This is a genomic window from Aeribacillus composti (assembly GCF_007827555.1).
Classification (GTDB): Bacteria; Bacillota; Bacilli; order Bacillales; family Aeribacillaceae; genus Aeribacillus; species Aeribacillus composti.
Genome location: NZ_VISS01000011.1, coordinates 54,006 through 76,425 on the forward strand (window position 1 = coordinate 54,006; position 22,420 = coordinate 76,425).

Annotated in this window: 20 protein-coding genes and 1 other annotated feature; of the genes, 18 read left to right on the forward strand and 2 right to left on the reverse strand. The window is 38.9% G+C overall.

The genetic code is table 11. From position 1 onward, the window contains the following. Window positions 1-2: 2 nt before the first annotated feature. From FB379_RS07460 to ysxE, 7 genes are all read left to right on the forward strand, one after another. Window positions 3-824 (forward strand): cytochrome c biogenesis protein, encoded by an 822-nt coding sequence (locus FB379_RS07460; RefSeq protein WP_144597675.1) that lies wholly within the window; start codon window positions 3-5, stop codon window positions 822-824. A 23-nt stretch (window positions 825-847) separates the two neighbouring features. Beyond that, window positions 848-1,789 (forward strand): hydroxymethylbilane synthase, encoded by a 942-nt coding sequence (gene hemC / locus FB379_RS07465; protein ID WP_144597677.1) that lies wholly within the window; start codon window positions 848-850, stop codon window positions 1,787-1,789. Further along, window positions 1,786-2,583, forward strand: a complete 798-nt coding sequence (locus tag FB379_RS07470) for a uroporphyrinogen-III synthase (protein WP_144597679.1) — start codon at window positions 1,786-1,788, stop codon at window positions 2,581-2,583. The genes hemC and FB379_RS07470 overlap by 4 nt, the downstream gene beginning before the upstream one ends. A gap of 3 nt (window positions 2,584-2,586) precedes the next feature. Then, window positions 2,587-3,570, forward strand: coding sequence for a porphobilinogen synthase (hemB, locus tag FB379_RS07475; protein ID WP_144597681.1), 984 nt, complete (start codon window positions 2,587-2,589; stop codon window positions 3,568-3,570). A 16-nt stretch (window positions 3,571-3,586) separates the two neighbouring features. Then, the gene (hemL, locus tag FB379_RS07480; RefSeq protein WP_144597683.1) at window positions 3,587-4,870 is read left to right on the forward strand and encodes a glutamate-1-semialdehyde 2,1-aminomutase; all 1,284 of its coding nucleotides are present in this window, start codon (window positions 3,587-3,589) and stop codon (window positions 4,868-4,870) included. A gap of 133 nt (window positions 4,871-5,003) precedes the next feature. Next, entirely contained in the window at window positions 5,004-6,143 is a 1,140-nt protein-coding gene (gene spoVID, locus FB379_RS07485) for a stage VI sporulation protein D (protein WP_144597685.1), read from the forward strand. Between the two features lie 73 nt (window positions 6,144-6,216). Beyond that, window positions 6,217-7,230: a spore coat protein YsxE gene (gene ysxE, locus FB379_RS07490; protein ID WP_158640172.1), complete on the forward strand. Its 1,014-nt coding sequence runs from the start codon at window positions 6,217-6,219 to the stop codon at window positions 7,228-7,230. Between the two features lie 18 nt (window positions 7,231-7,248). On the opposite strand, the gene FB379_RS07495 is transcribed toward ysxE, so the two are convergent. Further along, complete coding sequence (locus FB379_RS07495; protein WP_063387843.1) at window positions 7,249-7,440, reverse strand: hypothetical protein; 192 nt, start codon at window positions 7,438-7,440, stop codon at window positions 7,249-7,251. Window positions 7,441-7,586: 146 nt separating this feature from the next. Next, window positions 7,587-7,810, forward strand: a binding site (T-box leader). Between the two features lie 53 nt (window positions 7,811-7,863). Between FB379_RS07495 and FB379_RS07500 the strand changes: the two genes are divergently transcribed. From FB379_RS07500 to minD, 10 genes are all read left to right on the forward strand, one after another. Next, window positions 7,864-10,506: a valine--tRNA ligase gene (locus FB379_RS07500; protein ID WP_066249741.1), complete on the forward strand. Its 2,643-nt coding sequence runs from the start codon at window positions 7,864-7,866 to the stop codon at window positions 10,504-10,506. A 106-nt stretch (window positions 10,507-10,612) separates the two neighbouring features. Then, the gene (locus FB379_RS07505; RefSeq protein ID WP_063387845.1) at window positions 10,613-11,896 is read left to right on the forward strand and encodes a bifunctional folylpolyglutamate synthase/dihydrofolate synthase; all 1,284 of its coding nucleotides are present in this window, start codon (window positions 10,613-10,615) and stop codon (window positions 11,894-11,896) included. A 125-nt stretch (window positions 11,897-12,021) separates the two neighbouring features. After that, window positions 12,022-12,957, forward strand: a complete 936-nt coding sequence (locus tag FB379_RS07510; protein ID WP_158640173.1) for an SPOR domain-containing protein — start codon at window positions 12,022-12,024, stop codon at window positions 12,955-12,957. A 199-nt stretch (window positions 12,958-13,156) separates the two neighbouring features. Then, window positions 13,157-13,723: a Maf family protein gene (locus FB379_RS07515; protein WP_094246292.1), complete on the forward strand. Its 567-nt coding sequence runs from the start codon at window positions 13,157-13,159 to the stop codon at window positions 13,721-13,723. Between the two features lie 18 nt (window positions 13,724-13,741). Continuing rightward, complete coding sequence (radC, locus tag FB379_RS07520; RefSeq protein WP_130156096.1) at window positions 13,742-14,419, forward strand: RadC family protein; 678 nt, start codon at window positions 13,742-13,744, stop codon at window positions 14,417-14,419. Between the two features lie 1,507 nt (window positions 14,420-15,926). Then, window positions 15,927-16,949 carry a rod shape-determining protein gene (locus tag FB379_RS07525; protein ID WP_063387942.1) on the forward strand — a complete coding sequence of 341 codons (1,023 nt, stop codon included), beginning with the start codon at window positions 15,927-15,929 and terminating at the stop codon, window positions 16,947-16,949. Window positions 16,950-16,965: 16 nt separating this feature from the next. After that, complete coding sequence (gene mreC, locus FB379_RS07530) at window positions 16,966-17,850, forward strand: rod shape-determining protein MreC (RefSeq protein ID WP_063387943.1); 885 nt, start codon at window positions 16,966-16,968, stop codon at window positions 17,848-17,850. Next, the gene (mreD, locus tag FB379_RS07535; protein WP_144597691.1) at window positions 17,847-18,365 is read left to right on the forward strand and encodes a rod shape-determining protein MreD; all 519 of its coding nucleotides are present in this window, start codon (window positions 17,847-17,849) and stop codon (window positions 18,363-18,365) included. Before mreC ends, mreD begins: the two co-directional genes overlap by 4 nt. Window positions 18,366-18,423: 58 nt before the next feature. Then, window positions 18,424-19,128, forward strand: a complete 705-nt coding sequence (gene minC, locus FB379_RS07540; RefSeq protein WP_082829524.1) for a septum site-determining protein MinC — start codon at window positions 18,424-18,426, stop codon at window positions 19,126-19,128. Continuing rightward, on the forward strand, window positions 19,121-19,924 hold the full coding sequence (minD, locus tag FB379_RS07545) for a septum site-determining protein MinD (protein ID WP_063387946.1): 804 nt from the start codon (window positions 19,121-19,123) through the stop codon (window positions 19,922-19,924). The genes minC and minD overlap by 8 nt, the downstream gene beginning before the upstream one ends. Window positions 19,925-20,108: 184 nt before the next feature. Here the strand turns inward: minD and FB379_RS07550 are convergent, their stop codons facing one another. Next, entirely contained in the window at window positions 20,109-20,660 is a 552-nt protein-coding gene (locus tag FB379_RS07550; protein ID WP_063387948.1) for a nitroreductase family protein, read from the reverse strand. 406 nt (window positions 20,661-21,066) lie between these two features. Here FB379_RS07550 and FB379_RS07555 point away from each other — a divergent pair, with 406 nt between their 5' ends. After that, the gene (locus tag FB379_RS07555) at window positions 21,067-22,305 is read left to right on the forward strand and encodes an Nramp family divalent metal transporter (protein ID WP_066249575.1); all 1,239 of its coding nucleotides are present in this window, start codon (window positions 21,067-21,069) and stop codon (window positions 22,303-22,305) included. Window positions 22,306-22,420: the final 115 nt, after the last annotated feature.

Consider the following 22,420-nt stretch of genomic DNA (forward strand, 5'->3'; position numbering starts at 1 on the left):
ATATGTTTGATTGGAATATCATTAGATTAAACGAATTGATGATTGTTTTATATGCATTGAGCGTTTTCTTATATTTTATAGATTTTTTGCATCATAACCGGAAGGCAAACAAAATAGCCTTCTGGTTACTTTCTATTGTCTGGGTTTTACAATCCTTTTTTTTATTTTCGCAAATGGCGCAAACGGGCAGATTTCCGGTTTTAAACGTAGCGGAAGGCCTTTATTTTTATGCATGGGTATTGGTCACTCTTTCCCTTGTGATCAACCGGCTGCTTCGAGTCGATTTTATTGTCTTCTTTACGAATGTCATTGGTTTTATCATTATGGCCATCCGGACGTTTGCTCCTTCAGAGGCAGTATCGACTGAAGTATCCAGCAGGTTAATTTCAGAACTGTTATTGATCCATATCACGATGGCGATACTATCATACGGAGCGTTTTCGCTTTCATTTGTTTTTTCCATTCTTTATTTGATACAGCACAACTTATTAAAAAAGAAAAAATGGGGGAAAAGGCTTCATCGCATTCAAGATTTGGCAAAACTGGATTATATGACATATGTTTTAAATATGATCGGTGTACCTATATTGCTGCTAGCTCTCATTTTAGGAATGATATGGGCTTATTTAAAGGTACCAAATTTGAACTGGTATGATGCAAAAGTGATCGGCTCATTTTCTGTTTTAGGCATATACAGTTTTTATTTGTATGCCAGAGTAGTAAAAGAGTGGCAATGGAAAAGAATTGCCTTTTTAAACGTTGCCTCATTTTTAGTGCTGTTAGTTAATTTCTTTTTATTTGGAAGCTTATCGAATTTCCATTAATGCATGTGCTCAGGAGGATGTTTATGCGAAAAATTATTGTCGGGTCAAGGCGAAGTCGGTTAGCAATCGCCCAAACAAATTGGGTGATCAAGAGATTAAAAGAGCTTGGAGCCCCATTTGAATTCGAAATAAAAGAAATTGTCACAAAAGGTGATAAAATAGTTGATGTCACTCTTTCAAAAGTAGGCGGGAAAGGCCTTTTTGTAAAAGAAATTGAGCAGGCTATGCTAAACGGTGATATTGATATGGCCGTGCACAGCATGAAGGATGTGCCGTCTGTCTTGCCGAATGGCTTGACGATCGGCTGCATTCCTAAACGAGAAGATTACCGCGATGTTTTGATTTCGAAGGATTGCCAAACTTTAAGAGATTTGAAAGCTGGCGCTGTTGTTGGAACGAGCAGCTTAAGAAGGAGCGCCCAAATTTTAGCCGTCCGCCCCGATGTAACCGTCCGTTGGATTCGCGGAAATATTGATACGCGTCTAAAGAAGCTGCGGGAAGGCAACGATTATGATGCAATCATTTTAGCAGCAGCAGGTCTTAAACGAATGGGCTGGAAAGACGAATTGGAAAAAGCGTACTTTTTACCGCCTGATATGTGCGTTCCGGCAGTCGGTCAGGGAGCTTTGGCGATAGAATGCCGAGAAGATGATCATGAACTGCTTGCAGCTTTAAGAAAACTAAATGACGAACGGACGGAGAAAGCCGTTTTGACAGAGCGGGCTTTTTTGCATGATATGGAAGGAAGCTGTCAAGTGCCTATTGCTGGTTTAGCTCAAGTTGATGAAAATGAAGAAATTGTGTTAACAGCACTTGTTGCATCTCCGAATGGAAAAACGGTATATAAAGAGACGAAAACTGGAAAAGATCCGAATTTACTTGGAAAGGATATGGCAGCACTTCTATCGTCTCAAGGCGCCAAAGAGCTGGTCGAACAAGTGAGAAAGGAGCTAAACCATGAATGAGTGCTGAAAAACCATTGAATGGTTTTAATGTGTTAGTGACGAGAGCGAACAGCCAGGCTGCCGAATTCTCAAAGAAAATTCAAGCGGCGGGAGGCTGTCCTATAGAAGTTCCGTTAATTGCAACAAGGAAAACAGAAACGGATTTCAATGCCCTCCCCGTTTTAAAACAGTTAACATCTAAAGACTGGATTGTTTTTACTAGTGCAAACGGCGTTCAATATTTTTCCGAACATGTAAAAGACTTGTCATTGGAATTAGAAGATCTGAAAAACGTCAACGTTGCTTGTGTCGGTGTAAAGACAAAAAAAGCTGCGGAGAAAATAGGATGGAAGGTTTCTTTATGTCCTGAAGAGTTTCGTGCCGAAAGCTTAGCGGAAGAATTAATCGATCATGTTCGGCAAGACAGCAAAATAGTAATTGCCCGCGGGAATTTGGCACGCACTTATTTACGTGAAGTATTAACAGAAAAAAAGATTTTTTTCTTTGATTTTGTTGTTTATGAAACAATACAATTGTTGGAAAATGAAAAAGAAGTGTTGCATTTGCTTGAAAATAAAACGATTGATTTTATTACGCTGACGAGTTCTTCCACAGCTTCTGCATTTATGCAAATTGTCAAAAGAAACGGGTTGGAAAACAGGATTCAGGATATTGTGTTTGTTTGCATCGGACCGATAACAAGAGATAAATTGCTGTCTTATAAAATAAAGTGTACTTGCATTATGCCGGAAAAATATACAATTGATGGAATGCTGGAAAAAATGTGTGCATACGCAGAAAAAAGGGAGGAATAGATCATGCTGAATTTTGCACGGCACAGACGATTGCGGCATACAGCTAATCTGCGGGCTATGGTCAGGGAAACCCGCCTTCATAAAGAAGATTTAATATATCCGATTTTTGTTGTCGAAGGAGAAAATCAAAAAAATCCAGTGCAATCGATGCCGGGAGTTTTTCAAGTTTCATTGGACCTGTTAAATGAAGAAATTGAAGAAGTTGTCAAGCTGGGAATTAAATCAGTTATTTTATTCGGCATTCCTCATGAAAAGGATGAAGTCGGTTCAGGAGCATACCATGATCACGGCATCGTGCAGCGGGCTATCGCTCAAATTAAACAGCAGCATTCTGATCTTGTCGTTATCGCAGATACTTGTCTATGCGAATATACTGATCACGGTCATTGCGGAGTTGTGGAAAACGGGCAAATTGTAAATGATGCTTCGTTAAAATTATTAGCCAAAACAGCTGTCAGTCAGGCAAAAGCCGGGGCGGATATAATTGCTCCATCCAATATGATGGACGGATTTGTCGCAGCCATTCGGGAAGCGCTTGATGAAGAAGGATTTGTTCATATTCCAATTATGTCATATGCGGTCAAATATGCCAGTGCTTTTTACGGACCGTTCCGGGAAGCAGCTGAAAGCACGCCGAAATTCGGTGATCGGAAGACGTACCAGATGGATCCGGCTAACAGACTGGAGGCATTAAGGGAAGCAGAAGCAGATGTTGAACAAGGATGCGATTTTTTAATTGTGAAACCGGCGCTTTCTTATTTAGACATTGTCCGTGATGTTAAAAATCATTTTAACCTTCCTGTCGTTGCTTATAATGTAAGCGGCGAGTACTCAATGATTAAAGCGGCAGCTGAAAATGGATGGATTGATGAAAAAGGCACTGTCCTTGAAATGCTTACAAGCATGAAAAGAGCCGGCGCGGATTTAATGATTACGTACCATGCAAAAGATGTTGCCCGTTGGTTAGATGAACAGTCTGATTATTGAAAAGGGGGCTCATTTCATGAAATATGAACGTTCGATAAAAGCATTTGAAAAAGCGAAGACGTTGATGCCCGGCGGGGTCAACAGCCCTGTGCGCGCGTTTAAATCTGTTCAAATGAATCCGATCTTTATTGAGCGCGGAAAAGGTTCTAAAGTGTATGACATTGATGGCAACGAATATATTGATTATGTTCTTTCATGGGGACCGTTAATTTTAGGACATGCCAATGACAGAGTTGTTGAAGCATTAAAGAAAATAGCGGAGCAAGGAACGAGCTTTGGGGCGCCGACCTTGATTGAAAATAAGCTGGCGGAGCTTGTTGTGGAGAGGGTTCCTTCCGTTGAAATTGTGCGGATGGTGAACTCTGGTACGGAAGCGACAATGAGCGCATTGCGCCTTGCCCGCGGATATACGGGAAGAAATAAAATTTTAAAATTTGAAGGATGTTATCATGGCCATGGAGATTCGCTGCTCATTAAGGCTGGATCAGGAGTTGCCACATTAGGGCTTCCGGATAGTCCAGGGGTGCCGGAAGGAATTGCCCAGCATACGATTACTGTTCCATATAATGATTTAGAGAGCGTCCGCTTTGCTTTTGAAAAATTTGGCGAAGACATAGCTGCCGTGATCGTCGAGCCAGTAGCCGGAAATATGGGTGTTGTACCGCCTAAAGAAGGCTTTTTAGAAGGCTTGCGCGAGATCACCAAACAATACGAATCGCTTCTGATTTTTGACGAAGTGATGACCGGTTTTCGCGTTGACTATCATTGCGCCCAAGGATACTTTGGAGTGACTCCGGATTTGACATGTTTAGGAAAAGTCATTGGAGGAGGACTTCCAGTCGGAGCCTATGGCGGACGGGCGGACATCATGGAAAAAATCGCTCCTGTCGGTCCTATTTATCAAGCGGGGACACTTTCAGGAAATCCGCTTGCGATGACAGCCGGATATGAAACACTCATTCAGCTTACACCAGACACATATAAAGAATTTAAAAGAAAAGCGGATAAATTAGAGGAAGGATTGCGCAAAGCTGCTCAGAAATATGAAATCCCTCATACAATTAATAGAGCGGGATCAATGATCGGATTTTTCTTTACAAATGAAGATGTTGTCAATTACGAAAAAGCAAAAACATCAAACCTTGATTTTTTTGCAAAGTATTATCGTGTTATGGCGGATGAAGGCATTTACTTGCCTCCTTCCCAATTTGAAGGAATGTTTCTGTCAACAGAGCATTCGGATGAAGATATTGAAAAAACAATAGAAGCATGTGAAAAAGCTTTTTCGGTTTTGAGATAACGAGCTAAAAGGACTAGCTTCTGATTGAAGCTGGTCCTTTTATTTTTGTTTCCCGTGCATATTTTGCCATCCTCCTTCATACATCTTTAATGGCACGATAAATTAGATTGATTGGAGAAAGGAGGAAGTCCGCATGTCCATTGAAGAAACGTCCGTTTTACGATTTTCGGTAGAGGAATCGGTCTTGTTTCGCCATCATTTTCAACCTTCTGAACTATTGTCCATTTCACTGGAACCTGACATCTCAATTGAAGAACATGATGGATATGTAACGATAAAAGGTGCTCTAGAGCTTTCAGGAGAATACAAATTCGATGGAGAGGAGCAACAGAATGATAAACTTCTTCAAACCTCCTCCATCGCCCGTTATATACAAAATGTAGAAGCGAGAAATGACGGTGTAATGGAATTTAGACACGAGCTTCCGGTCGATATTACAATACCGAAAAAAAGAATTGCCAATTTAGAAGAGGTGTTTGTGGCGATTGAATCATTTGATTATGATTTTCCGGAAGCAAATGGTTTAAAGCTTATAGCTGATCTATCCATTTACGGAATTCGAGAAGAGCAGGCGGAAGAAACTGCTGCAAATGAAGTGGACGAGATCATAGATGCTGAAGCGGAAATCTCATCCGTTCGACAGTCTGATGAAAGGGAAGAAGATGAAACCGAATCAACGCTCAAAGAAAATCGTTTCAATGATGAACCAATCAACAAAGCGGAAAATATTGAAAAAGACAATGAACAGAAAAGTCTTAATGAATATTTTGAATTCGATACAGCCGAACGCGATCAAAATGAGCAAATCGAACATGATCGTGATGCTGTTCAAAAGGATGACAATGAAGAGACGGCAGACATTGTTTTTATGATGCCATTAAAGAGAGAAGAAGAAACGGAAACGGATTACGAAACATTCACTGTTGAAGCGAAGAAAAATCAAGTCAGTTTGGAAGAGAAAGGCCGCATAGAAGAAGAAAAGCCAGTGATCAATAAAATTTCCAATTATGTCGAAAAAGACGATGAAGAAAAAGAATCTGTAAGGAAAAATGATAACACCTTATATTTAACAAAATTGTTTACGAAAAATGAAGAAGAATTTTCTAAATTAAGAATGTACATTGTCCAGCAGGGAGACTCGCTCGAAAATATTTGCGAACGCTACAACATTACGCTCCAGCAGCTCAATCGAGTAAATCAATTTCACCATGATAAAGAGATTAGTGAAGGAGACATTTTATATATCCCGGTTCTTGAAACACAACAAACGTAATTTTTGCAAGCGGCTTGAGAGGGATCCAACCACCTCAAGCTTTTCTTTATTTTCTTTAAAGGCGTGTGGGAAGATGAGCGATGATCTGAAAACGGCCATGAGGATTTTGCAGCATTATCCAATCAAACCGATTTATTTAGAGAAAAAAACAAAAAATGTCTTGAAAATTCATTGTGAAAAAAGAACATATGCTTTAAAACGAACAACGATTAAAAAGCAAAGAAACATTCTAAAATTATATTCAATTTTTCACGACTTTCCATCTTTAGGAATCGTGCCGATTTATAGGACAACGAACGGAAATGTGTTTGTTAATGACTCAACGCAATCGTTTTATTTAATGCCTTGGATGGAAGGTTCAATCGTTGATGAAAAAAATGCCTCAATCCTTTTTTACCACTTAGCGAAACTCCATAAAAAAACAAAACAGGAAATCAACATACCTCTAGTTCAGCTCGAAAATGTGTATCAACAGATTCAGAACAAGTGGAAGAGAAATTTCAACCTGCTGGAAGCATTTATGGAACAAATCGAAAAAAAATGGTATATGTCGCCTTTTGAATTGGCGGTCTTCAGCTATTATTTTGAAACGAGGCAAGCCATCTTATTTGCAGAAGCGAAGCTTGATGAGTGGTATAACGAAATAAAGCAATCCTCTCACATGCGAATTGCACTGAACAAAGTAAATGTCTCCTTATCTCATTTTCTGTTAGATCCAAAAGGGAAAATTTATTTTATTAATATGGAAGATGCAGCATTTGCTACTCCAATTTACGACCTTTTCTTAATGTTTATGAACCTCTCCGAAGCGGAACCAACCGTTAGTGATCAAAATGTGCAATATATATCAGATTACGAAAAAGTGCTTCCTTTAACAAAAACTGAGAGATTGCTGTTGGTAAGCTATTTATCCTATCCAGCTAAATTATTAAAGCTTGTCCGGCAATATCAAAAAAAGAAAAGCGAAAAGGGAGAATTAGAATATTGCAAACAGCTGTTAAGAGCATACTGGCAAATGAAAAATACCGGGTACATTGCTTTAAAATGGAATGAAAAACTAGAAAACGATTCATTGGCATCAGAATGAATGGGGGATCTGGCAGCTTTAGCCCCGTTCCATATACAACGCGGCTGCTAGAAATAGTAAAATGGCTAATAAAATAATATCAAACATAGTTGGTAAAAGGATTGTTCGAATTCCCTGAAAAATCGTTAAAGGAACGATGAACTGTTCAAGAGTAGATCGGAATTGTTTAATAAACGATTGAATATAGTATGGTTTTATTTTTTTTCTCATGCTGATCACCTTCAACTTTGTTAATTTATATTATGAAATAAAGAACATTTTGTGATTTTTGTTTAAAGGTTAAGGAAGATGGGGAAAATATTGACGAAAAAAACAATTTTTTAGTACTATTAAATATAGAAATTTATATAGTTTGTGAAAATGTGTTGAAGGGGAGTAGTACAACGAACGACTCCTTCCAGAGAGGGAAATCGCAGGCTGGAAGATTTCCTAGGAGATCCCGTTGGAAAGTCGCCCTGGAGCAGCTTCCTTGAAAGCTTTTTAGTAAAGGGAGCCGGCATTAGCCGTTACCTGAAAGAAGTGCACAGACGTATCTGTGAAAAAAGGTGGTACCGCGAAAACATCTCCTTTCGTCCTTTTAGGATGGAAGGAGTTTTTATATTTTAGAATGAAAATAAGGAGGTTTTCATAAATATGTCGAATTCAGAAATCACTCTTTCCCCAAAATACGATCCGAAAACGGTTGAAGAGGATCGGTATGCATTTTGGCTCGAGGGAAAATTTTTTGAAGCAAAAGATGATGAGGGGAAAACTCCTTTCACGATCGTTATTCCTCCGCCAAACGTCACCGGTAAGCTTCACCTTGGACATGCATGGGATACAACTCTTCAAGATATTATTACCCGAATGAAGCGAATGCAAGGGTACGATGTTTTGTGGCTGCCAGGGATGGATCATGCGGGAATCGCCACACAAGCCAAGGTGGAAGCAAAGCTGCGCGAAGAAGGGAAAAGTCGGTATGATCTCGGGCGGGAAAAATTTGTAGAAGAAACATGGAAATGGAAGGAAGAATATGCAGACCATATTCGCAAACAATGGGCAAAATTAGGCCTAGGTCTTGACTACACAAGAGAGAGGTTCACCCTTGATGAAGGTCTTTCAAAAGCTGTAAGAGAGGTTTTTGTATCGCTTTATAAAAAAGGTCTTATTTACCGAGGAGAGTACATTATTAACTGGGATCCGGTGACAAAAACAGCCCTTTCCGATATCGAAGTCATTTATAAAGAAGTGAAAGGGGCACTTTATCATTTAAAATATCCGCTGGCTGATGGATCCGGATATATTGAAGTCGCGACCACTCGCCCGGAAACGATGCTTGGGGATACAGCAGTGGCAGTTCATCCTGATGATGATAGGTATAAGCATTTAATCGGAAAAACAGTGAAGCTGCCAATAACAGGACGGGAAATTCCGATCGTCGCAGATGAATATGTCGATATGGAATTCGGTTCAGGAGCAGTAAAAATAACTCCTGCACACGATCCGAACGACTTTGAAATCGGAAACCGCCACAATTTAGAAAGAATATTAGTCATGAATGAAGACGGGACAATGAATGAAAAAGCGGGAAAATATGAAGGAATGGATCGCTTTGAATGCCGGAAGCAGTTGGTGAAAGACCTGCAGGAGGAAGGAATTTTATTTAAAATTGAAGAGCATATCCATTCCGTAGGCCATAGTGAACGAAGCGGAGCAGTTATCGAGCCGTATTTATCAACTCAATGGTTTGTGAAAATGAAGCCTTTGGCCGAAGCTGCTTTGAACCTTCAGAAAACAGAAGGGAAAGTTCATTTTATTCCTGAACGATTTGAAAAAACGTATTTGCATTGGCTGGAAAACATTCGCGACTGGTGTATTTCCCGTCAGTTATGGTGGGGACATCGCATTCCAGCTTGGTATCATAAGGAAACAGGCGAAGTTTATGTTGATCATGAGCCGCCTAAAGATATTGAAAATTGGGAGCAGGATCCAGATGTGTTAGATACATGGTTCAGCTCTGCTTTATGGCCGTTTTCAACAATGGGCTGGCCTGATAAAGAGGCAAAAGATTATAAACGCTATTATCCGACAGATGTCCTTGTTACCGGGTATGACATTATTTTCTTTTGGGTTTCGCGGATGATTTTCCAAGGATTGGAGTTTACTGGGAAAAGACCGTTTAAAGATGTTTTGATTCATGGACTTGTGCGCGATTCAGAAGGAAGAAAAATGAGCAAATCATTAGGCAATGGCGTCGATCCGATGGATGTTATTGACAAATACGGTGCGGACTCTTTGCGCTACTTTTTAGCTACCGGCTCAAGCCCAGGACAGGATTTAAGATTTAGCTTTGAAAAAGTAGAAGCCGTGTGGAATTTTGCCAATAAAATATGGAACGCCTCCCGCTTTGTACTGATGAATTTGAACGGTTTAACATATGAAGAAATTGATTTAAACGGAAAAAAATCAGTGGTAGATAAATGGATTCTCACACGGTTAAATGAAACGATTGAGCTTGTCACAAGACTTGCGGAAAAATATGAATTTGGCGAAGCCGGTCGGGTGCTGTACAATTTTATTTGGGATGATTTTTGCGACTGGTATATTGAAATGGCAAAAATTCCGCTGTACGGAAATGATGAGGAAGCGAAAAAGACAACTCGTTCCATTTTGGCATATGTGTTAGATCAAACATTGCGACTCCTTCATCCTTTTATGCCGTTTATAACAGAAGAAATTTGGCAGCACCTTCCTCATCAGGGAGAATCGATTACAATTGCTTCATGGCCGGTTGTACGTCAGGAGCTTTCTGATGAAAAAGCTGCAAACGAAATGAAGCTTCTAGTTGATGTGATTCGCTCAGTCCGTAATATTCGCGCTGAAGTGAACACGCCGATGAAGAAGCAGGTGGATATGATCATTCATGCTCATAGTGAAGAAGTTAAAAACCAGTTGGAGAAAAACCGCAGCTATTTAGAGAGATTTTGCAATCCTAGCTCATTAACAATTGATACAAACATTGAAGCTCCTGACAAGGCTATGACAGCTGTTGTGAGCGGGGCAGAAGTATTTCTTCCTCTTGAAGGACTCATTAATGTGGAAGAAGAAATCAAACGGCTTGAAAAAGAATTAGAGAAATGGAATAAAGAAGTCGAGCGCGTTCAGAAAAAGCTTGCCAATGAAGGATTTATTAAAAAAGCACCGAAAGAAGTCGTAGAAGAAGAGCGGGCAAAAGAAAAGGACTATTTAGAAAAACAGCAGGCGGTGTTAAAACGACTTCAGGAGCTGAAAGGCTAAAACAAATCCGGGTATGCCCCGGATTTTCTTCCATCAAAACGTTTATGATACATCCGGCCATTCAAATTCATTGAAAATGTTCGAGAGTTCAAGGAGGGGAATTTATATGTTTCAAACATATGAAGAAGCACTCAAGTGGATACATTCCCGCCTAACCTTTGGAATAAAGCCTGGTCTCCAGCGAATGGAATGGATGATGGAAAAGCTTGATCATCCGGAAAGAAGATGCCGCTTCATTCATGTAGCCGGAACAAACGGGAAAGGATCAACGATTGCTTTTATGCAAGAGGTGTTAAAAGCCGCTGAATATAAAGTAGGTGCTTTCACCTCGCCTTATTTGGAATCATTCAATGAACGAATTACGATAGATGGCAATCCCATTTCTGAAGAGGAAATATTGCAGCTATCCAATGTGATCAAACCGGTTGTTGACGAGCTTGAGAAAACGGAGCTTGGAGCACCGACAGAGTTTGAAGTCATTACTGCGATGATGTTTTATTATTTTGGTAAAATCAACGTGCCGGATGTTGTTTTATTAGAAACAGGACTCGGGGGAAAATGGGATTCTACGAATATTGCGAATCCTATTCTTTCAGTGATTACAATGATTGGACATGATCATTTAAACATCCTTGGCTCAACGATAGAAGAGATTGCAGAGCAAAAGGCAGGCATTATTAAAAACGGAGTTCCTGTCATTACAGCTGTGGAACAAAAGGAAGCCCTTGATGTCATTGAGCGTGTTGCAAAAGAAAAAAAAGCAAAGCATTATTGGCTCACTAGGGATTTTCACGCAGGAGATTTTGATGAATTTTTTGTACAAACCCCCTTTAAACGATATAACAGCCTTTCATTACAGATGAAAGGAAACCATCAAGCGATCAATGCTGCACTGAGTGTCATGACGCTTGATTATTTAAGAGTTTATTATTCGTTTATCATAGAGGAGGAGCATATACAGGAAGGATTGAAGCGAACTTTTTGGAAAGGGCGGTTTGAAGAAGTAAAGGAAAAACCGAGAGTCATTTTGGACGGAGCACATAATCCGGAAGGAATGGCAGCGTTGAAAGAAACTGTACAAAAGTTTTACCCTGATAAGAAAATCATCATGTTATTTTCTTGTGTGAAGGACAAGCAATATAAAGAAATGATCGAGCAGGCTGCACAAATAGCAAATCGAATCATTTTTACAACCTTTCATTTCCCGAAAGCAGCTGATGCGAAAGAATTATACGAGGCTTGCGACATGAAGGATAAAGAGTATGAAGACAATTGGGAGCTTGCCTATGAAAAGATTATCAACACAATGGATGACGAAACGGTTCTCATTATTACAGGTTCCCTTTATTTTATCGGTGAAGTGAGAAAACATATAAAACATAGCTCATGAGTACGAGGATGTCGAAAAATAACGACAACAATTATGAACGAGGCGACAAATGTCTCGTTCTTTTTTATTTTACATATGTTAGCATAAAAAAAAGTTTGTCCAGCATAAAAAGGGCGGTGATCATTTTGGACAAGCCATCATCGAAAATAACCATTAAAATCAACGGTCAGGAAAACAATTTTTCCAACGATACGGATGTTTCTGCTGAACCAAGTGAAACTGGCAAACAATTAAAAGTATCCAGCTGGGAGGAGAAGGTGAAGGCTGAAAAAGAAATGGCAGCATCAGAGGATAAGAACGAAGAGGAGACATCTTTTCCTTGGATTTTGCCGGATGATGAGGAGGATAAGAAAGAAAACCCGAAAATAGCCTTCTCAAAGAACCATAGCAGAACGCTGCCTCCTAAAATAAAAAACTATGTGATATCGATCATATTTGCTGTTATTCTTGGACTGAGTTTTGGTGTTTTAGCCCTGCAATTTATTTCAAACGATTCAATGCCTGTATCATCTGAATTGAGGGATGTGTCAAAGTCTCCTCAAAGACAGAATGTTAGCAATGCTTCAGCGCCAAGCGGTGCGGAAAACATCGTTTTTGAAGTTTATATGGTACAAGCCGGAAAATTTACAAAAAAAGAAGGAGCGGAAACCGTCAGCGGGCAGATAAAGGCTAAAGGATTGCCTTCTGTTATCGTTCCACAAGGCGGCGATCATTACGTATTCGTTGGGGCAGCGTTGGATAAAAAGACAGCAGAAGAGTTGAAAAACATGGCTGAATCACATCAAATTGAAACGTTTGTGAAAAAGATGAAATGGGAAGGAAAGGTGGAAAACGAAAAAACTAAAACGGTCGTTGAGGAGATGCTGAAGCTGTCTTCGTCTTTTGTGAATGGAACCGCCCCGGAACAAGAGAAAGTAGAGTCATTATTAAATGAGGCTGGTCAAATAAAAGACGATTCAATTTTGGCAGCAGTAAAAAAACTGCAAACAGAAAAATCGGCAAATGAACAGCTATGGAGTCTGCAGCAGTCGCTGCTAGATTTTTTTGAAAAACTTTCTTGATAACGGGAAAGCGTTTGCTCGAGCATACGTTTTCTTTTTTTATTTTCACAAGCAGTTTTCCTTAGATAATGTAGTTTTTTCTGTAAATTGAATAAATGTTTTTATTAATGGCGATTAGATAATTCTTTTTTGAAAAATTGTTTGCAAAAGCCTTTTTTGATAACATACGGATAGTATTGGTTGAAAGGATGAAATAAAAATGGAACGCCTCATACTTGCATCAAGCTCTCCGCGAAGAAAAGAACTCCTCAAGCTGTTAGGAATACCATTTGCTGTGATTGAAAGCAATTTGGAAGAGAGGCTGGACGAAGAAGCTGAACCCGAAAAAGCCATTCAAAAACTTGCCTTTCAAAAAGCCTTTCATGTAGCTGAAAGGTATAAAGATGCATATGTCATCGGAGCAGATACGGCGGTGATCCTCGAAAATCGAATACTAGGAAAGCCGAAAGACCGCCGTGACGCCTATTACATGTTAAAATCACTTTCTGGGAAAACACATACTGTTTTAACAGCAGTTTCGATTATTCATGGTGAAAAGCATACGACATTTTCTGAATCAACAAAAGTTACTTTTTGGCCGCTTTCAGACGATGAAATCCTGGAATACATTGAGACAAACGAACCAATGGACAAGGCGGGTGCTTATGGAATTCAACATTTCGGCTCATTGCTAGTGAAAAAAATTGATGGCGATTATTTTACAGTTGTCGGTCTTCCTGTTTCAAGACTGTACAGAGAATTAAAAAATTTTGGATTTCACTGGTAACAAACAAGGGGGAAAGATATGCTCGCTATTCGAGATTTTCCAGAAGAAGAAAGACCAAGGGAACGATTGATACACAACGGACCAAAAGGCCTTTCCAACCATGAGCTGCTGGCAATTTTATTGAGAACAGGGACAAAGGGAGAATCAGTGCTTGAACTGGCGAATAAGCTTTTAAAAACTTTCGGGGGTCTTAGAATGTTAAAAGAGGCGTCAGTTCAGGAAATTATGGGCATACCCGGCATTGGAAAAGCAAAAGCGGTGCAAATTATAGCAGCATTAGAATTGGGAAAAAGAATTCATCAGCTCGCATACGAAGATCGGTATGTCATTCGTTCTCCACAAGATGCCTCCAATTATGTCATGGAAGAAATGCGCTTTTTAAAACAAGAGCATTTCGTAGGTTTATATTTAAACACTAAAAACCAAGTGCTGCATAAGCAAACGATTTTCATCGGCAGTTTAAATACATCAATTGTTCACCCAAGAGAAGTCTTCAAGGAGGCATTGAAATGTTCAGCTGCATCTTTTATTTGTATCCATAATCATCCATCAGGAGATCCCTCCCCAAGCAAAGAGGATATCGAAGTCACGAGGCGCTTGTCCGAATGCGGAAAGTTGATCGGGATTGAACTTTTAGATCATATCATAATCGGAGAGCGTAAATACGTCAGTTTAAAAGAAAAGGGATATTTATAACGCTTTTTAAAAGGTTTTATGTCAATTGTTGGGGTGCACTGGATATGAAGTGCACCTCTTTTTATGATGTGTGAAGATTAGATCTATGAAATTATTGATAAATGACTTCCAATTTTTTAATCTTAAAAATGACATTCGCAGTTTTATGAATTTTTATCTTTGAATATCTATTGCTGATGGAGAATGGCTTGATATATAATCAATAGCATCCCTTTACTTTATTGGAAAACTTCCATATATAAGGTTCTATTTTATATTACTCATATGATGCTCCTGTCTTTTATAATGAATTGTAAGGAAGCATGTTTTCATTTAAGATTACAGACTTCTGAAGTTAAGATCCTCGTCGCACTGCTGCCTATGTGATTGTGCACTTGAATTTGTTTTGATGTTCTTTTTTTGGCAACCGCATCAGACCAGCTAACTTATTATTGAAAAACGACAATTCATTTTACTCTAGTCATTCTACCTCAGTTCCAGCAACAAAGTTTTATAAAAACCACTTATATGTATAATCTTACATTTCACCCAAAATTTTGTCATTGCGAAAAAGGAGTTATTTTTACACACTTTATATGGTTAAAAAACTTATTTTCCCGAGTTATAAATGGGTGAAAAAGTATGCCTTCATTTAAAATCAATCCTAACACGTATTACAGTTAATAGCTTTGGATTCTGAACTGCTAGCGCTTTTTCGGACAGATTTTTGCGCTTCTAGACACGTAATGCGAACAACCACCGTCTTGCTGAATTTGCAGGGGGACAGATGGGAGACATCAACGGTATATAACATACTGACCAGCCTCGCAAAGACACGATAAAAAGCTGCTTGAAGCAGGGCAGTAACGTTATTACAACGCGTAAGTGCATGATAGAAGGAATTTCAAAAAACATTTGCACGGCCTCGCGAGCTCCAAATGATGTCCGCATTTATAAAGGGTTTGCGACATAAGAAGAGCCAAAGTTGAGGAAAAATCTCATATTTTAGTGATTTTCAATAATAGATGAACTTGAAACTTCGGCAGAATTGTTATGTAATACTTTATTGGAGTCATTTGAATTGAAACACAATCAACTGAAAAAACCATTATTTTTTATGACATTCTAAACCATTGCTAATAAAGAGTGCAAAGGGGGGATTTGTAAACATAAAATAATATTTTTTGTATGGACTTGTAATATTTTTAAGTTATTATTCTCAATGGATAAATTAAATCAAGGCTTTCATACGGGCGGTATTTGCTGTGACATCTATTTTTCATCCTCTATTCTCCACTAGGAAAATTTTTTAGTAAAAATTTTTGAGGCGTCCAACACAATGATCAGCTTTTCATCAAGTTTCATGAAAAATACCTCGCAAATTTTTATTTTACGCAGGGTATTGATAGCACTTTTTTTTTTGAAAAATTACGTTATAATATAATTTATGGGTTTTTTCAATAATGATTAGACATTTACATGAATATAAAAACGTATTTATTTTGGAAGAAAGGGAGATACAACAGCTATGTTTGGAATTGGTACGAGAGACCTTGGAATAGATTTAGGGACAGCCAATACGTTAGTGTTTGTGAAAGGAAAAGGTATTGTAGTGCGTGAACCATCTGTTGTTGCTTTGCAAACTGATACAAAGCAAATTGTTGCAGTTGGTAATGATGCAAAAAATATGATCGGGCGTACGCCTGGAAATGTTGTAGCACTTCGACCAATGAAAGACGGAGTGATTGCTGATTATGAAACGACTGCTACGATGATGAAATACTACATAAAACAGGCAACAAAAAATGCAGGTATTTTTTCGCGAAAACCTTATGTGATGGTTTGTGTTCCTTCGGGAATAACTGCGGTTGAAGAACGTGCGGTCATTGATGCAACGAGACAAGCAGGCGCTAGAGATGCGTATACGATCGAAGAGCCATTTGCGGCTGCTATTGGAGCCAACCTTCCAGTTTGGGAACCGACCGGAAGCATGGTTGTAGACATCGGCGGGGGAACAACGGAAGTTGCCATCATTTCTCTCGGCGGAATTGTGACAAGCCAATCTATACGTGTTGCCGGTGATGAAATGGATGAAGCCATCATTAACTATATCCGTAAAACCTACAACTTAATGATTGGTGATCGGACAGCGGAAGCGGTGAAGCTTGAAATCGGTTCTGCAAGCGCTCCGGAAGGTGTTGAAAACATGGAAATTCGCGGAAGAGATTTGTTAACAGGCCTTCCGAAAACGATTGAAATTACTGCGACAGAAATTTCAGAGGCATTACGCGATACTGTCTATGCGATCGTAGATGCTGTAAAAATTACTTTGGAAAAAACTCCGCCTGAACTTGCGGCGGATATTATGGATCGAGGAATTGTTTTAACGGGTGGGGGCGCCCTTCTTCGCAATTTAGACAAAGTTATAAGCGACGAAACGAAAATGCCTGTAATCATTGCGGAAAATCCTCTTGATTGTGTAGCGGTCGGAACAGGAAAAGCTCTTGAACATATCCACCTATTCAAAAATCGTACAAAAGACCACAGATAAGTTAGAGGTGTAAATCATGCCACAATTTTTTCTAAATAAACGATTAATTGTGCTCCTTGTCGGGATCATTATTTTGGTGGCATTGATTGGTTTTTCCCTAAAGGAAGACCGCAATCTTTCGTGGCAGGAGAAGTTTATTCAAGATTCGGTTGGACTAGTCCAGAAGGTATTTCATCAGCCCGCACAATATATTGCGGGCTTCTTTGAGAATTTGAATCATTTAAAAAATACATACGAAGAAAACGAGCTGCTTCGCAAACAACTGAATAATTATATTCAATTGGAGGAAAAGCTGCAGGAATTAGAACAGGAAAACAAACAATTAAAAGAAGAATTAAAATTATCTGCTGATAACGATATAAGAAAATATAAGTCGATCCAAGGGACAGTCATCGCAAGAAATCCTGATCGTTGGCATGATTATATCAAAATTGATAAAGGCGAACAGCACGGAATCAAAAAAGACATGGCGGTTATAACGGCAAAAGGATTGATCGGGAAAGTGAAAAATACTTCTGAATTTACGTCCACCGTTCAGCTTTTAAGTGCTTCCGACAGAAAAAACCGGATTTCAGCAATGGTTCATACGAATAACGGAAAGGTATTCGGCCTCATTGTCGGCTACAGTGAGCAGGAAAATGCTCTTGAAATGAACATCATTGAATCAAATGCTCAAATCAAAGAAAATCAAATTGTAGCGACTTCTGGCCTTGGCGGAGTGTTTCCTGAAGGTTTAGTGATCGGAAAAGTAAAAAAAGTCGAACTTGATTCGTACGGATTAACAAAGATAGCTTATATAACCCCATCAGCTGACTTTTATGATATAGATCGTGTCATGATCATCGAGCGGGTTCTTCCAACAGTTGATATCAATCAATTGGAAGAGGAGGAAGACTCTTGAGAACGTTTTTCCTCCCCGTAATGGTTATGTTTATTTTCGTATTGGAAAGCATCATCGTTGATCTTGTTCCGATCCCTTTTCTTTCAGATCACCAAGTGGCAGTTCCCCATCTTTTACTATTGATGATTGTCATCTTGGCAGCGTACGGCTCTCGGAAAATTGCCGTCATTTATGGAATTGTTTTCGGTTTATTGTTCGATGTTGTTTACACGCAAGTTATCGGCATATATGCTTTCTCATTTCCGACCTTGGCATATTTAGTGATGCAAGCTTTGCGGGTGCTCAATCCCAATATTTTTGTTTTAATTTTTTTAACTGAGCTTTCCGTTGCATTGCTTGAATTTTTTACATACGGTATTTATTTACTAATCAGGATGACAGCTGTTCCTCTGCAATTGTTTACAATTGATCGCCTGCTACCGACACTTGCTCTGAATTTTGTATTAGCTTGTGTGTTAATCTATCCTTTAAAGAAATTCGTTTTGGGCTTGAAAATAGGTGAACACAACGATTAAGTTTTAAAGTTTGATAGAGGAGTTTTTGTTATTGCTGTCGAAATAGATTTTTGTTGGGGTGAACTTCGTGAAAGCTCAAAGACCATATTATGTAACGATTAAAGGCACAAAGGATGGATTGACATTATATTTAGATGATTCCTGTTCGTTTCACGATATTGTGAATGAACTGGATTCGATGCTCTCCAAAAGGCAGTATGTTCAGGAAAATGAACCGATGATCAGGGTGACGATAAAGGCTGGAAATCGTTTTTTGACGGAGGAACAAGAAGAGAAAATAAAAGACGTAATAAGAAAAAAAAGAAATTTAATTGTCGATGCAATTGATTCAAATGTCATTTCAAAGGAAGAGGCGTTGAAGTGGAAAGAGGAAGCAGATGTTATCTCAGTTGCTAAAGTCGTCCGTTCTGGGCAAGTGTTGAAAATTAGAGGGGATTTGTTGCTGATAGGAGATGTCAATCCTGGCGGGACAGTCATGGCAACGGGCAATATTTTTGTCATGGGGGCTTTAAAAGGCATAGCTCATGCTGGTTTTGAAGGGAATCGAAATGCAGTGATTGCCGCCTCCTTGATGAAGCCGACACAGCTGAGGATCTCCGATATTTTAAGTAGGCCACCCGATCAGAAGGAGCCATCATTTCGAAATGATATGGAATGCGCATATATTGATGAAAATGGGACAATCATTATTGAACGGATTCAACAATTAGCTCATCTGAGACCCAATTTAACTAGGCTTGAAGGGGGAATAATGAATGGGTGAGGCAATTGTGGTCACTTCTGGCAAGGGCGGGGTCGGCAAAACAACAACTTCTGCAAATGTTGGTACAGCCCTTGCCATTATGGGAAAGAAAGTTTGTCTAGTTGATACAGATATCGGCTTGCGGAACCTCGATGTTGTCATGGGATTGGAAAACAGGATTATTTATGATTTAGTTGATGTTGTCCAAGAACGATGCAAAATTCATCAAGCTCTCGTAAAAGATAAACGCTTTAATGATTTTCTTTATTTGCTGCCTGCAGCGCAAACTAGCGATAAAACTGCCGTAACACCTGAGCAGATGAAAAAATTAATTGATCAGCTAAAACAAGATTTTGATTATATTATTATCGACTGTCCTGCCGGGATTGAACAAGGATATAAAAATGCCGTATCCGGTGCGGATCAAGCGATTGTCGTGACAACACCAGAAGTTTCCGCTGTGAGAGATGCGGATCGAATTATCGGTTTGCTGGAGAAGGAAGATATTGAGCCGCCAAGATTAATTATTAATCGGATCCGAAATCATTTAATGAAAAACGGTGATATGCTGGATGTCGATGAAATTGTCAGCCATCTTTCTATTGATTTGTTGGGGATTGTAATTGATGATGATGAGGTAATAAAAGCGTCTAATAATGGTGAACCGATTGTAATGAACCCTGACAATCGTGCTTCCATTGCCTACCGCAATATTGCGAGAAGAATTTTAGGTGAAGCGGTTCCGCTTCAATCATTAGATGAGCCTGAAAAAGGTGTTATCGCAAAAATCAAAAAATTTTTTGGAGTACGTGCTTAATCCTAATCAATTTAAAAATCACACTTCCTTGAATAAAGCATTAGCTTTTTTCTTTGCACACATTAGAATCACTGCCATCACACTGATATATCTCCCACCTGCTGATCGTTTTTTTCTTCTATCTCTTGAGGTGGGAGATTTTTTGAAGGCTGTACAAAATATTTCCTCTTGAATCTTTTCCCTTTCAATATGATTCAATAATCGTCAATTTTTCTTCTGCGTTTGTCCGCTGTTTTGGTTCTGGGATTGAGGCAGGATAGCCAATATGTAGAAGGCCGACAATTTTTTCTCCTGGTTCTACTCCAACTTTTTGTCGGAAAGATGGTGAATAAATATAAGCACCTGTTTTCCATATAACGCCAATACCTTTTTCCCATGCAGCTAGTTGAAAATTTTGGATTAATGCACTTGTCGCTTTTAAATCCTCCTCCCACTGCTTTTGACGCGGATCCTCTTTCATGATTACCAATAAATGTGCTGGAATCGGCAGCAGCTTTTCTCGTAATCGATCGATATTTTTTCCATTGTTCGTTTCTTGTGCAATAGCAGCAACTAATTTTTCTTTTCCTTCATTCATAAACAGCACGAACCGCCATGGCTCTCTTAATCCATGATTAGGAGCCCAAACAGCCGTATTTAATAATTCACATATTACTTCTTTAGGGATTGGATCTTTCTTAAATTCTTTAATCGATCGACGCTCTTTAATTATATTGGCTACTTTGTATGTTTCCATTGGTATTTCTGATGCCTCCTTAATAATAATGATTTTCAATTAGAATTATTTCAAAATTGAGGCGATATGTAAATGTTTATTTTTACAGTCGTAATCGTTTACAAAGGGAAGGAGACAGGTGCGAGAAATCATTTCAAACAGCTGATACAAGAGCAATGAAAACGATCGACTTAAAAATACAGAATATTCAATTAATAAAATATGAATTCTTTACATAAGAACTATAAATGAGAAAGTTTCGCATGGATGAACAATTGCTAAAACTAGATATAACAGCATGATGCGAAAATATGTTCATCCAGCAATTGATTCATGCACATTTATATTCCCTAATGAGAAAGATCATTCATAAGAAATATTAGATGACTCATTTCTACGTTCAAATCTCAGATGGAAGGTGACAGTGATGGAACATGGCAAATCCACAAAAAAGTGGCCGGCCGTTGGTCCGGGGTTAATTGTCGCAGCAACGGGCGTCGGAGCCGGTGATCTAGTTGCTGCCTTAGTTGCCGGTACAAATTTTGGACTTGTCTTTTTATGGGCAATCATTATCGGGGCTATTTTAAAATTTGCCTTAAATGAGGGTGTTGGCCGATATCATTTGCTGACTGGAAAAACTATTTTAGAAGGCTGGCATTCTATGGGATTATGGGCAACAAGCTATTTTGGCGTTTATTCGGTTATTTGGGGATTTGTTTATGGAGCGGCTGCGACTTCATCTTGTGCATTGGCTCTGTCAGCATTATTTCCTGTCTTGCCTTTATGGGTATGGGCGGTTATAAGCGGTTTGTTAGGTTTTTTATTAACATGGATGGGGCAATATAAGCTATTTGAAAAAGTTATGAATCTTTTAATTCTACTTATGTTTATTTCGGTTGTCGGCTCAGCTGTTATTGTTCTGCCGGAACTTTCTGATATCATCGACACTGCTGTTCCGACGTTGCCGAAAGGGTCACTGCTTTACGCACTCGGATTAATTGGGGGAGTTGGCGGATCCATTACCATGGCGTCTTATGGCTATTGGCTGCAGGAAAACAATTGGAAGGATCGATCCTACCTCCGCTACGTTAGATTTGACTCCATGATTGCCTATATTACTACAGCAGTTTTTACAATTTCTTTATTAATTTTAGGGGCTGCATTACTATATGGAACGAATACAAACATTAACGGTGAGCAAGGTCTCGTATCATTTGCTACCATTTTAGGAAACGAGCTGTCCTCAACTGTACGCATCTTATTTCTCATCGGTTTTTGGTCAGCTTCCTTTACATCAGTATTAGGTGTTTGGAATGGCGTCTCTTATTTATTTGCTGATTTTGTCTATACTGTTAAAAAACATGATGTGAATAAAGAACAATTAAGTAAGACAAAAGCTTATAAATTTTTTGTTTTTTGGTTAACATTCCCGCCAATGCTCTTGCATTTTATAGGAAAACCTGTGAGCCTCATTATTTTGTATGGTGCCCTTGGTGCGCTATTTATGCCCTTTCTGGCGCTGACCCTTATCTATTTGCTTAATAGTAAAAAGCATCTTCCTCATAAGGAAGATCGAAATAAATGGTTTTTCAACGTACTTTTGAGTTTAAATATTGTTTTATTTTTCATTTTATCGATCAATGAACTAGTCAACCTATTTCGTTAAGCGGCTTCAAATAAAAGGCAGTCTAGCTTTTGTGTTAATTCACCATATACTACTATTTCAAAAAGAAGACGACAAAAGCATTTTGTGGTCTTCTTTTTGATTTCAAAATTTTGCT